15 protein-coding genes are annotated in these 12102 nt (G+C 70.1%); 2 read left to right on the forward strand and 13 right to left on the reverse strand.

From position 1 onward, the window contains the following. Window positions 1-10: 10 nt before the first annotated feature. Window positions 11-340, reverse strand: coding sequence for a GerW family sporulation protein (locus AC1ROW_RS03190; protein ID WP_493017407.1), 330 nt, complete (start codon window positions 338-340; stop codon window positions 11-13). A gap of 85 nt (window positions 341-425) precedes the next feature. Further along, window positions 426-1700 carry a DNA polymerase IV gene (locus AC1ROW_RS03195; protein ID WP_493017408.1) on the reverse strand — a complete coding sequence of 425 codons (1275 nt, stop codon included), beginning with the start codon at window positions 1698-1700 and terminating at the stop codon, window positions 426-428. An 86-nt stretch (window positions 1701-1786) separates the two neighbouring features. Between AC1ROW_RS03195 and AC1ROW_RS03200 the strand changes: the two genes are divergently transcribed. After that, window positions 1787-2791, forward strand: a complete 1005-nt coding sequence (locus tag AC1ROW_RS03200) for an aldo/keto reductase family protein (protein ID WP_493017409.1) — start codon at window positions 1787-1789, stop codon at window positions 2789-2791. Between the two features lie 14 nt (window positions 2792-2805). Here AC1ROW_RS03200 and AC1ROW_RS03205 read toward each other — a convergent pair whose 3' ends face one another. The 11 genes from AC1ROW_RS03205 to AC1ROW_RS03255 form a co-directional block, all read right to left on the reverse strand. After that, window positions 2806-3432: a hypothetical protein gene (locus AC1ROW_RS03205; protein ID WP_493017410.1), complete on the reverse strand. Its 627-nt coding sequence runs from the start codon at window positions 3430-3432 to the stop codon at window positions 2806-2808. Window positions 3433-3503: 71 nt separating this feature from the next. Beyond that, window positions 3504-5360, reverse strand: coding sequence for an ABC transporter ATP-binding protein/permease (locus AC1ROW_RS03210; RefSeq protein WP_493017411.1), 1857 nt, complete (start codon window positions 5358-5360; stop codon window positions 3504-3506). A gap of 91 nt (window positions 5361-5451) precedes the next feature. After that, window positions 5452-6771 carry a hypothetical protein gene (locus AC1ROW_RS03215; protein WP_493017412.1) on the reverse strand — a complete coding sequence of 440 codons (1320 nt, stop codon included), beginning with the start codon at window positions 6769-6771 and terminating at the stop codon, window positions 5452-5454. Further along, window positions 6768-7493 (reverse strand): hypothetical protein, encoded by a 726-nt coding sequence (locus AC1ROW_RS03220; protein WP_493017413.1) that lies wholly within the window; start codon window positions 7491-7493, stop codon window positions 6768-6770. The genes AC1ROW_RS03215 and AC1ROW_RS03220 overlap by 4 nt, the downstream gene beginning before the upstream one ends. Window positions 7494-7652: 159 nt before the next feature. Beyond that, complete coding sequence (locus tag AC1ROW_RS03225; RefSeq protein ID WP_493017414.1) at window positions 7653-8006, reverse strand: hypothetical protein; 354 nt, start codon at window positions 8004-8006, stop codon at window positions 7653-7655. Between the two features lie 125 nt (window positions 8007-8131). Then, window positions 8132-8623, reverse strand: a complete 492-nt coding sequence (locus tag AC1ROW_RS03230; RefSeq protein ID WP_493017415.1) for an RNA polymerase sigma factor — start codon at window positions 8621-8623, stop codon at window positions 8132-8134. Window positions 8624-8793: 170 nt separating this feature from the next. Continuing rightward, window positions 8794-9342 (reverse strand): DUF1697 domain-containing protein, encoded by a 549-nt coding sequence (locus AC1ROW_RS03235; protein ID WP_493017416.1) that lies wholly within the window; start codon window positions 9340-9342, stop codon window positions 8794-8796. A 3-nt stretch (window positions 9343-9345) separates the two neighbouring features. Next, window positions 9346-9663, reverse strand: coding sequence for a hypothetical protein (locus AC1ROW_RS03240; protein WP_493017417.1), 318 nt, complete (start codon window positions 9661-9663; stop codon window positions 9346-9348). After that, window positions 9650-10264, reverse strand: coding sequence for a GNAT family N-acetyltransferase (locus tag AC1ROW_RS03245; protein ID WP_493018349.1), 615 nt, complete (start codon window positions 10262-10264; stop codon window positions 9650-9652). Before AC1ROW_RS03245 ends, AC1ROW_RS03240 begins: the two co-directional genes overlap by 14 nt. Next, complete coding sequence (locus tag AC1ROW_RS03250) at window positions 10183-10944, reverse strand: YidC/Oxa1 family membrane protein insertase (protein ID WP_493017418.1); 762 nt, start codon at window positions 10942-10944, stop codon at window positions 10183-10185. Before AC1ROW_RS03250 ends, AC1ROW_RS03245 begins: the two co-directional genes overlap by 82 nt. Before the next feature lie 82 nt (window positions 10945-11026). Continuing rightward, a complete protein-coding gene (locus AC1ROW_RS03255; protein WP_493017419.1) occupies window positions 11027-11350 on the reverse strand; it encodes a DUF6412 domain-containing protein in 324 nt (107 codons plus the stop codon). A gap of 86 nt (window positions 11351-11436) precedes the next feature. Here AC1ROW_RS03255 and AC1ROW_RS03260 point away from each other — a divergent pair, with 86 nt between their 5' ends. Beyond that, window positions 11437-12102 carry an SDR family oxidoreductase gene (locus tag AC1ROW_RS03260; RefSeq protein ID WP_493017420.1) on the forward strand — a complete coding sequence of 222 codons (666 nt, stop codon included), beginning with the start codon at window positions 11437-11439 and terminating at the stop codon, window positions 12100-12102.

Consider the following 12102-nt stretch of genomic DNA (forward strand, 5'->3'; position numbering starts at 1 on the left):
CGTGTGCGCGCTATCGCTTGAGCGCGCGGATGACGCGCGCCCAGGCATGGCCGGCCACCCAGAGGAACGGGATGGCGACCGCCAGCAGCGTGATCAGGTTCGGACGGAACCGCACGCCGGTCTCGTCGCTGATGTACGCCCCGAACGGGACGGCGATGCCGCCGCCGCCCGCCCCTCCCGGCGCGGACTCTTCGCCCGGGCCTTCGCCGGCGCCGAACCCGAACTGCACCGCGGCGACGGGGACAATCGTGGTGCCGTCGACGACGATCGGCTCGCCGTAGACCGACTTGATTCCGGAGGAGCTCATCGTCTCGGCGAGCTTGAGGCTGAGGTTCGTCATGCGTTCACCGTACCGGGCGGCCCCCGGCGTGACCAGGGCGATTCTGCCCTGGGCCCATGCGTGGAGGGCCAGTCGCTCGGACGGGTCAGTCGCTCAGCCAGCGCGGGTTGCGGCCGTCGCGCTCGGCCTGCTCGGCGTCGCGCGCACGCCGGACCAGCGAGGCCGGCCCGATGCTGCCGCGCCCGAAACGCGCGCTGACGGCGTCGAGCGTGCGCTCGGCCTCCCGCCACTCCTCGTCCGGGTCCCAGAGCGCGAGCGCGTCGCCGCCCGCGTCGGCCAGCTGCTCTGCGCGCACGCCGATCAGCCGGATCGGGGTGTCCTTCAGGTGCAGGTCGAGCGCCTCGAAGACGTCCCAGGCCTCCTCGAACAGCCGCCGGCCGACGTTGGTCGGCTCGGCGAGCGTCCGCGAGCGGGTGATCGTGCGGAAGTCGGAGAAGCGCACCTTGATCGCGATGGTGCGGCCCACCATGCCGTGCTTGCGCAGGCGCTCGCCGACCCGGCCGGAGAGCCGCAGCAGCTCGCGGCGCAGCGTGTCGGCGTCCTCCACGTCGACCGAGAAGGTGTTCTCGTGCCCGATGCTCTTCTCGCGGGAGGCGGTGACGATCCGCCGCGGGTCGTGCCCGTTGGCGAGCTCGTGCAGCCGGTGGGCGGTCGCGTCGCCGACGGCGCGCTGCAGGACGGTCAGCGGGGCGTCGGCGAGGTCGGCGACCGTCCGCATACCCATCCGCTCCAGGGACGCCTGGGTGCTGGCGCCGACGCCCCAGAGCGCGCCGACCGGCAGCGGGCGGAGGTAGGCGACCGCGTCGGCCGGCGGGATGACGAGCATCCCGTCCGGCTTGGCGTGGCCGGAGGCGAGCTTGGCCATGAATTTCGTGCCGGCGACGCCGACCGAGCAGGTGAGGCCGGTCTCCTCGCGCACGCGCGAGCGGATGAGCTCGGCGATGCGCCGCGGCGACCCGAGGAGCCGGCGCGCGCCGGCGACGTCGAGGAACGCCTCATCGATGCTGAGCGGCTCCACCAGCGGCGTCACCTCGTGGAAGATGTCCATCACCTTGCCGGAGTACTCGGTGTACTTCTCGTAGTGCGGCGGCAGGATGATCGCGGTCGGGCACAGCCGGAGCGCCTGGGAGACCGGCATGGCGCTGCGCACACCGAACCGGCGCGCCTCGTAGGTGGCGCTCGTGACCACCCCGCGGCCGCCGGCGTGGCCGACGATGGCGGGCTTGCCGCGCGCGTCGGGGCGGTCGAGCAGCTCCACGGAGGCGAAGAAGGCGTCCATGTCGACGTGCAGGATCGTGGCGTCGGCGTCGTCGACGTCGGCAGTAGTCACCCGCCGGTCGCTGCCGTCCGTCTTACCCACCGCTCACACCTCCCACGACCTCCATCCTCCCATCCGGCCACGACATCCGGACCGCGCCGGCCGGAGTGCGGGACTAGCGTGGAGGCATGGAATTCAGATACCTCGGCGCCAGCGGTCTCAAGATCTCGGAGATCATCTACGGCAACTGGCTCACGCACGCCTCCCAGGTCGAGAACGAGACGGCGACGCAGTGCGTCCACGCCGCCCTCGACGCGGGCATCAGCACCTTCGACACCGCGGACGCGTACGCGAACACCGCAGCCGAGCAGGTCCTCGGCGACGCCCTGAAGGGCCAGCGCCGGCAGTCGCTGGAGATCTTCACCAAGGTCTACTGGCCGACCGGCCCCAAGGGGCACAACGACACCGGGCTCTCGCGCAAGCACATCCTGGAGTCGATCGACGGCTCGCTCACCCGGCTCGGCACCGACTACGTCGACCTCTACCAGGCGCACCGCTACGACTACGAGACGCCGCTCGAGGAGACGATGCAGGCGTTCGCCGACATCGTCCGGCAGGGCAAGGCGCTCTACATCGGCGTCAGCGAGTGGACGGCAGATCAGCTCCGCGCGGGGCACGCGCTCGCGAAGGAGCTGGGCTTCCAGCTCATCTCCAACCAGCCGCAGTACTCGATGCTCTGGCGGGTCATCGAGAAGGAGGTCGTGCCTGCGTCGGCCGAGCTCGGCATCTCGCAGATCGTCTGGTCGCCCGTCGCCCAGGGCGTGCTCACCGGCAAGTACCTCCCCGGCGCACCGCTCCCCGAGGGCAGCCGCGCAGCCGACGACAAGGGCGGAGCGAACGCGATCAAGGGCTTCCTGCGCGACGACGTGCTGACCGCCGTGCAGCGGCTGAAGCCGATCGCGGACGAGCTCGGTGCGACGATGGCGCAGCTCGCCATCGCGTGGGTGCTGCAGAACCCGAACGTGTCGGGTGCGATCGTCGGCGCGTCCCGGCCGGAGCAGGTCGCCTCCAACGTGAAGGCGGCGGGAGTCCGGCTGAGCGGCGACGTGCTGGCGCGGATCGACGAGGCGGTCGGGGATGTCGCGGTCACCGACCCGGCGGAGACGACCTCCCCGCCCAGCCGCGTGGCCTAGGCACCCGGCCCAGGTCACACCAGCGCGGCGACGAGCGGCCGGAACCACTCCCGGAACGCCCGCGAGTCGTCGCGCAGCGAGGTGCTGACCACCACGGTGTGCGGTCCGACGATCCACGCCCCGCGCTCCGCGAGCGGGAGCACGTCGATGTCCAGCCGGAAGTACCCGGCCTGGCGTCGCAGGTCGTGCTCCCGCTCGTGGACCACGTCCACGATGTCGGCGGCGCGCGCCGCGTGATGCTCGATGCTCGCGCGCGCGTACTCGGCCCGACGCTCCCGCGCCCAGCGCGCCGCCGTCTCGTGCTGGGCGAGCACGACATCCTGGAGCTCGATCGCGCGGTCGAGCGCGGCGAAGTGCGGGGGCTGGAGCAGCGGCCCGATCGGGCGGTGCTCCCGGTCGGCGGCGCGCTCGAACAGGGCGCGCCACTGGGTCTCCAGCACGCCCATCGCGGCGACGCCCGGTGCGCCGCCGCTCCGGTCTGGCGTCCCGTGCAAGGCGGGCACGATCGCCGGCGACACCCGCGGGAGGGCGGGCTCCAGGGTGTTGTCGAGGCCCACGAGATCGCGCAGCGCGAGCGCGATCAGCAGGTCCCAGGGGCAGTCCTCGGTGACCTGCCATCGAAGGGTGCCCTCGACGAACATGCCGTCATTGTAAGAGCAGCCGGTGATCTCCAGCAGTGCGTTATCTGCGGCGGGCGAGCCGTGGACGCGCGCTATCCGCGAATAGCCTTGGCGGGATCCTGGCGGGCCGCCACGATGGCCGGGTACACCGCAGAAAGCAGGCCCGACACGGCCCCTGCCACCGTCCCGACGACGGCAATGGAGGGGTCCAGCGTCGGAACCCATCGTTGAACCTGACAGAACAGCACCACCGCGCAGAGTCCGAGCGCCGCACCCGCGACTCCGCCCGCGGCCCCCAGGATCGCCCCTTCGAAAAGGAACAGCCGGGCGATGGACCCTCGGCTCGCGCCCACCGCCCGACGCAATGCGATCTGCGCAGCTCTGGCCTGAACCGACATGAACATCGCCACGGCGGACATCAATACGGCAAGAACGAGCAGGAGTACCGAGACGGTGCCCACCAGGGCGGCGAGATCAGCTCCGACGCCCTTCTGCAGGTTCCGAAGATCGGCGACCGTGTCGACGTGCACCTCGGAGAGCTTGTCGGGGCGGACTGCGAGGGGAGCAGCTTCAGCGACCGCCGCGGGGAAGCCCGGTTCTGTACGCACGACCAGGCGGGGGTCGTCGAGCGTCAGCCCCGCGACCGATGCAGACGACACCACGACAGCATCCGAGAGTCGCGCGTCGCGACCGGGGTCCTCGATTAGCCCGATGACATCGACCGTTCGGTCTCCGAGCCAGAGGAGGGACCCCGGCCCGATGGTCGAGACCCCGAGACGTTTCGCCGCGCTTCGGCCGACGATCGCCACAGCGCCGTCCCATGGGTTGTCCAGCAGCCCGGCAGCATTACCCGGATCGGTCGACGCGTGCAGGAGGCCGAGGAATGACGTGTCGGCAACGAGCACTGTGCCACCGAAGGTGTCACCGGGTACCGAAGCCGGCAGAAGTCGAAGGGGTGCGACCGCCTTGGGAACACGGGCGACGAAGCCGGTTCCTTCGACATGAGGGAGCTCCCGGAGGGCCGCACGCACGACAGAGTCCGGACCATAGAAATCGGGTTCGAAAAGATTTCCGGCGTTGAATCGCACGGTCACCTCGTCCAGGCTTGCAGCCGTCAGGCGATCTGCAATCTGCGCCGCCGCGCTCTGGCTGATGCCGACGGAAGCGACGAGCCCACCGGCTCCGAGCGAGAAGGCGAGGAGCAGAAGCAGGGTGCGACCAAGGTTGCCCGCCAGTCCTCCGAGGGCAGCAGGAAGCTCGCCGACTACAGAACGCCGGAGCCGATGTGGCCACCTGCTGACTGTCGCACGACTGTCGGCGCTCATCAACGGAACGCTCGCGATCCCCTCGGTGCCGTCGTCGCGCACGACCCCGTCGACGATCTCGATTCGGCGCTGCGCCGCCGCCGCGACCTCGGGGTCATGCGTGATCACGACGATCGTCGTTCCGCGGGCGTTGAGGAGGCGCAGGCGGCCGATGACATTCTGCGTGTTGGCGGAGTCCAAGGCGCCGGTCGGCTCGTCCGCGAGGATGAGCGACGGCTCTGTCGCGATCGCACGAGCTATGGCGACGCGCTGCCGCTCACCGCCCGATAGCGTCGACGTGAGCTCCGTTTGCCGGTGCTTGACGCCGACGGCCGAGAGCGCGCGCCCCACCCGACGTCGTCGCTCCGGCATGGACACTCCGCCCACCTCCAACGCCAGCGCCGCGTTGCCGGCCGCTGTGTCGTCGAGGAGCATGTGCGAGTCTTGAAAGACGAACCCGATGCGCTCGTTGCGAACCCGGTCGCGCATCCTCTCCGGCATGCCCTTCGTCTCCATGCCGTCGAAGACATAGCTGCCCTCGGAAGGCCGGTCGAGGAGGCCGAGGATATTCAGAAGTGTCGACTTGCCGGCCCCGGACGGCCCGACGATCGCCACGAACTCACCCGCGCGAATCGTCAACGTCACCGCGCGGAGGGACCGGGTCGCCCCAGCGCCATGACCGTATGTGCGGGACACGCTCTTCAAGGCGAGCAGTGGCGGAGCGCCCTGATCACCCTCACCCACGGGATGCCCTCCGGGAGACCAGCACCTCGGTGCCCGGCGCGAGGGCGGTCTCTCTCTCGATCGCGACCCAACCGTCCGCCTGCGCCGTCACACGCACCGCGAGTCGCGTCGGCGCTCCCTCCGCCGAGCCGGGCACAGGCCTTGTCAGCACGTATGGGCCGTCGGCGTCCTGGCGGATCGCGGTCGCGGGCACCGAGACCGCCGGAGGCTGCTGGTCCCATCGACGCAGGACGGCAGAGGTGCCGGGGGCCACGGCTCCGAGTTCCGCGGGAAAGACGAGGCTCAGCGGGTAGCCGGCGCGGTTCGTGTCATCATCAGTGGTGAATTCCCCGACCGCGTTGACTGTCGTCTTCATGGCCGGCTTGCCATCGACGGAGACTCCGACCTCCGCGCCCGGCTGGAGCTCGGGAATGTCACGGACCGAGGCCATCGCGGTCAACGTCGGCGTCGTCGACCGGACTGTGAGCAGAGGATTCTCCGGGGATAGCACTGAACCCGAATCGGCCGTCGCGATCACGGTGGCGGGCAGCCCGGGAATCGCCGCGAACTCTCGCCACGACAGCCCGCGTTGATCGCCCTGGATAACGGGAAGCTCGTGGCCCGCTCGCGCGTAGAGGTCGGACAACGCCCGCAGTGTCCGCCCTCCGAATACTCCGTCTGGCTCATCGTCGGAGAGTTCGAGCATCTTCAGCGTCGTCTGGATGCCACGCACATCGCTCCCGCTCATGCCGACGACGAGGTTGCGATACAACGGCGCTGCTGAGGGCCAGGAGAAGACGGGCCGCCCGGAGACCTCGGCCAGAAACTGCCCGTACGCGAGAGCTGCTCCGGCGGTTGTGCCTTGGACGGACACGACCACGCGGTCCGCCGCCATCGTCCCCGTCGTCCGCGCTGCGCTCGACGTGTCGGAAGGGCCCTTCTCGGCGGTCGTCTGCTCGCTGCTGGGCCCTGCACCGGAGTCACCGGATTTCTGAGCGCTCTCAGCGGGCTTCGTGGTGTGAGGGGACGCCTCTGTGACGATGACGTCCACTTCGGCGGCTGCGCCGATGGCGGCCGGAAGCGAGAAGCCCTCGTAAACGGACCGCTCCTGCGCCTTCGCCCAGACGTCGATCGTCGCGTCGACGTGCTTCAATGCGGACTCTTCCGGCAGGTGGACGAACGCACCCGCGACGAACGCGGTAGCCCCCACGATCACCACGGCAGCGACGAAACCGAACAATCTGCGCGCGTGCCGGATCCGCGGGATCGGAGCGGGCGTCGCCTCCTCCATCTCCGTCTCGGCGGATGAGGATCGACCCTGGAACTCGCTCATCCTTCAGAGGTGGCGTCGTCGAGCGTCTTCGCCACTGCAGCTTGCCGCTTCGTGAAGGTGGCGATCTGCTCCTGCTGCTCGTCCATCAGCGCCAGCTCGTAGCGGGCGCGAAGATCGTAGACCGTCTGGATGGCGTCGGTGCTTCGCGCGCACTCCGCATGTGTCACGTACGCTCCGATCTCGGCCTGCTTCCCCTGCCGCTTGTACTCCTCGACAGGGAAGCCGTCAGCGGGATCCAAAACGATTCCGGCATTCTCGCTGCACGTCTTCCAGCTCGATATCGCCTTCGTGCCCTCTGCGCTTTTGACTGCGAGCTCGTACGCGCGCGACTTGATCTCGGAGACGATGTTCCGGGTCTGGAGGAATTCCAGCTCCCGCCGGAGCTTCTCCTTGGCGGAGTCCTGGCAGGTGGCGTACGCCCTGTTGAACTCCACGCCGAAGCGCACGAGATCCACCTGCGGTGGACCGGCATCGGGGGCTGGCTGTGCGCCGTAGACGCTGGCGTACGCTGCGGACCATCGCCCGAGCACGCGGTCCTCTGCAGAGACGAAGGGGGTCCATTCAACCGTGTCGGCGATCGCTTCGAATCCCTTTTCGACCATGCAGGTGTCGGTGCGAGCAGCGATCGCGTGCAGCGCACGGACTGTGTTTGCGGGGTTGTCGTTGTCGAGTCTGTCGGCGGGCAACGAGGCTGTGCCATGCGCGTAGTCGAGCTCGACCACGGTGTCCGTGTACCGGGCGATGCTGACGGAGGAGAGCGCTGTCGCTCGAGTCGAGCCGTCGGAGTCCGTGCATCCTGTCACGGTGAAGACCGTCGCCCCGAGGAGGGCGAGCGCTCCCAGCGCCCGCCCTCCCGGCCTCAGTGAGGGGTTCGGCATTGATCAGCCGATGCTGCTCGTGCGGTCGTTGAAGCCATTGCAACCGCCGTATACCGAGTAGCCCGACTCTGCGAGGTTGTCCCAGCCGAGGTAGAACTTCTGCGTGTAGCAGCCGCCGTAATCGCGGAACTGGTACAGCACAGCGTAGTTCGCCGGCGACGAGACCTTCAGGGAGCTCGCACGATCATCCGCCGCCGTGCCCACATACGATGTGCCGCGGCCGAAGTCGCCGAGGTAACCGTTGTGTCCCTTGTTCTCCCAGAGTTGGATGCCTGCATTCGCGGGAGCGGCCCCCGCGACGACGAGTCCCGCTGCGATCCCGACGGCGGCAAGCCCGCTGATAATTGATTTGCGCATAATGTGTCTTCCTGTTGTTGCTGGAGGCCGCAGCGAATTCGGGCGAGACCGCCCGGGCTGAAGCCCCTTCACTCTGTATATGTCCGGGATCCTGAGAAATGTGACATCGGGACGGGCCGCTCGCCTTATTCGGCACCCCCGCGAGGCGAGAGCGCGTGATGGAGAGCCTTCTTGGCGCGCGCATGCCGAGCCCGAGCAGCAGCGGCACTGACGCCGATGATCTGCGAGGCTTCGCTCACGCTGAAGCCGTGCCAATGCACGAGGACGATGATCTCGGCGTGATCGCGCGAAAGACGGCCGATCGCATCGCGAATGTCGCTACCGTGGTCGGCGGCGCGGGCTGCCGTCGCCTGCGCCGCGTGAAGCCGCAACGTGCGCACGAGTTCGAGGTAGCGCCGCTCTCCTCGAAAATGATTCAGCAAGGTTCCTCGCGCTATCCCGAACAGCCACCTGCGAGCTTCGACCTCGTCGCTTGGTAGGTCAGAAGCCCGCCGCCAGACTGCGAGAAGGGTCTCCCCGAACAGATCGCCGGCCTGCTCGGAACCGACCCTGCGCTGAAGGAAGCGCAGAACATCGTCATTCGCCTCACGAAGCAACTCCGTGATCCGCCCAGCCACACGAGCACAATTCTCGTCGCCTCGATGTGGGGTCGACCGTGTCGGGACTTCCACTGTCGGCGCGCCGTCTTCGGCGAGTCGTCGATTCAACCGTTGATTCCCCTGTTGCAGAAATGTCAATCTGACAGGCAGGATATCATCCGGTGGGCGCCGGAATCGTTATCGGCGACTCACCTCCGCCGGTCGAGCTCGGCGATCAGGCGCAGGACCGTGCGCTGGTTGCGGCCCGTCGCCACCGGGCCGAGGCTCCGCCAGAACGCGGCGGGCACGACGGATTTCGAGACGCCGAGCGGGCTCCACTGGTAGATCGCGCGGTCGCCCAGCCGCACCATTTCGGGCGCGAGCTCGACGTCCGCTGGCGCGACCACGCCGGAGGGCACATCGTGGTCGAGGAAGGTCACCACCAGCCGGGAGTCGTCGTCGGAGACCTCCAGCAGCGGGTTGTCCGCCGCGATCCGGCGGAAGCGTTCCTCCGCCAGCAGGACGACCCCGACGGACACGCCGGACGACTCCGACAGCGCCGCTACGATCGTCTCGGCCTGGGCCGCAGTGGGCGCGCCGCTCCCGCGGAAGACGACGTTGCCGCTCTGCAGCAGCGTGACCACGTCCTCGAAGCCCGCCGCCTCGAACGCGGCGGCGAGGTCGGCCTTCGCGACGCGCGCGTTGCCGCCGACGTTGATGCCCCGGACCAGACCGACGCCGAGGCCGAGCCCGAGCACGGCTCAGGCCTCCGCGGGCTCGGCCGCGACCAGCAGCGCGGACGGGATGGTCGCGTGCTCGTACGGCCCGCTGCCGTCGCGGCGCCGCTGCGGCTCGCTGAAGGCGACCACCCAGGTCGTGAAGCCGTCGTTCGGCAGCGACACGTGCCGCAGGGTGCGGTCGCCGGACGCGATGATCACCCCGGTCGGCTCTCCCGGCCAGTCGTCGGACGACGGCGGCTCCTGCTCGACCACGTACACCTGCACCCCGACGCCGAGCCCCGGCATGGCCTCGCGCGGGTCGCGCGGTGGCCGGGGACGGGGACGATCACGCTTCCACATGGCTCAAGCATCCCATCACGATCGCGTCGACCCACTCACCGTCCCAGCGCAGCGCGTCGCGCCGCCGGCCCTCCACGACGAAGCCGGCCTTCTCGTAGGCGCGCTGCGCCCGCGGGTTGAACGCGAAGACCTCCAGCTCGACGCGGTGCAGACCGACGGCGCCGAAGGCGTGCTCCAGCACCGCCCTGGTCGCTTCGGTGCCGTAGCCGCCGCCGAACCACTGCGGCGAGCCGAGCATGATGCGGAACCCGGCGGAGCGGTTGTCCGCGTCCAGGTCGTTGAGCACGACCTCGCCGAGGTGGACGCCGTCGGCCGTGCGCAGGATCGCCCAGTCGGCGCGGCCCTCGATCCCGGCGAGTCCCGCGAGCCAGTCGCGGACGCGGTCCTCCTCGAAGGCGGCGTGCGTACCGGTGAGCCGCAGGACCTCCGGCTCGTGGAGGGACGCCCAGGTGCCCTCGAAGTGGTCGGGCCCGAGCGGGACGAGCGTCAGCCGCTCGGTCGTCAGCGTCGGGACGGGCTTCAGTGCGACGTCGATGGCTCGGTCCTCCCCCGCTCCGGGTCGAGCAGGCGGCGCAGGGTCGCGCGCTCGACGACGGTCCAGGCCGTCGTGGTCAGAATGTACACGGCGGCGGCCAGCGGCACGAATGCCGCGAACACCACCGTGACGTACGGCAGGAAGGACAGCGCCCGCACCACGCCGGTCGGGGCGGGCGAGCCGGCCGGCTGGGGCAGCGCGAGCACCCGGCGGGACACCGTGGTCACCGCGGCGATGAGCACGAGCACGCCCGCGTAGACCAGGAAGGCGGGCCAGATGGAGCCGGCGCCGGCGAGCCCGACGAAGCTGGTGCCGAGCGGCGCGCCGAGCACGTGGGCGTCCAGCAGCGCGTTGGCGTGGCCGGCGATCGTGGCGTGCGTGAACAGCGCGTAGACCAGCGAGATGACCGGGAGCTGCGCGAGCAGCGGGAGCATCCCTGCGAACGGGGAGGTGCGCTCGGCCTGGTAGAGCTCCATCGTCTTGCGGGCGAGCAGCTCGCGATCCTTCCCGTGCCTGCGCTGGAGCTCGGCGAGGGCCGGGGCGAGCCGGCGGCGGGTGTACTCGGCGCGCACCTGGCTGACGCCGACGGGGAGGAGGAGGGCGCGCACGATCATCGTCAGCACGACGATCGCGACGATGCCGGCCGCCGCGCCCGCGACGGGCTCGGCGGCGGCGGAGAGGGCGGTGACGAAGCCGTAGGCCGCGTCGAGGACGGCCGCGATCGGCGGCCACGAGAAGAAGTCCATGGGTGGTGTCCCTGCTGTCGGAAACGGACGAAGACGTCGTCTGGCCGCGCAGAAGCGAGAACGCAGGGGCGAGGACGCCCGGCTACGCGACCGGCAGGAGGAGGCCCGGTGCTCTCGGGCGCGGACGCCCGTCGGCGTCCGGATCGGCTTGGCTGTGCAGGAGCCAGCCCGCAGTGGGCTGAAGCGGGGTCGACCAGACGGCGCGGACGCGCAGCGAGGCCGCGAGCGCTGCGACCGAACGGACGACCGCCGTCGCGGCGACCGCGACGATCCCGATCGCGCCGGCCAGACCGGCGAGGGCGATCAGCCCGGAGAAGCCGGAGGGCCACGCAGCGGAGTGCCACAGCACCGACAGACCGGAGCCTGGCGCGAAGAAGCGCGCCACGAACTCCAGCAGACCGGTCATGTGCACGACCGTAACGCATCCTCCCGCCGGGCCGCGCGCACGTTCGCCGTGAGCGGAGCGGGCCCGAACAGGAGCAAGATGGGAGCATGAGTCGAATCGCGATCGTCGGAGCCCACGGAAAAGTCGCCCAGCAGCTCATGCGGGTGCTCTACGACCGGGGGGACGAGTTCGTCGGCATCGTGCGCAGCGACGAGCACGCCGAGGACGTCTACCGCCTCGGCGGCGAGGGCCACGTCATCGACATCGAGCACGCCGACTCCGGCGCCATCGCCATGGCCTTCGTCGGCTGCGACGCGGTCGTGTTCGCCGCGGGCGCCGGTCCGGGGTCGGGCGTCGCCCGCAAGCGCACCGTCGACTACGCGGGCTCGGTGAAATCCGCCGAGGCCGCGGCCTCCGCCGGTGTCCGCCGGTTCGTGCAGGTGAGCGCGTGGGGCGTCGACGCCCCGGTGGCGGAGGACGCCGACCCGCAGTGGCGCGCGTACGTGGAGGCCAAGCGCGAGGCCGACGAGGCGCTGCGCGCCTCCGGGCTGGACTGGACCATCCTGCGTCCGGGCGGCCTGACCTTCGATGAGGGCACCGGCGCGATCCAGCTCGGCGAGAGCGTGCCGCGCGGCACCATCCCGCGCGAGGACGTCGCCCGGCTGATCGCCGTCTGCCTGGCCGAACCGGCGACGATCGGCCGCACGTGGGAGGTCATCTCCGGCGACGTCCCGATCGAGGAGGCCGTGCACGCGCTGACGGCGGCCCAATAG

Source organism: Leifsonia sp. GW821-FHT13C09 (assembly GCF_058806435.1).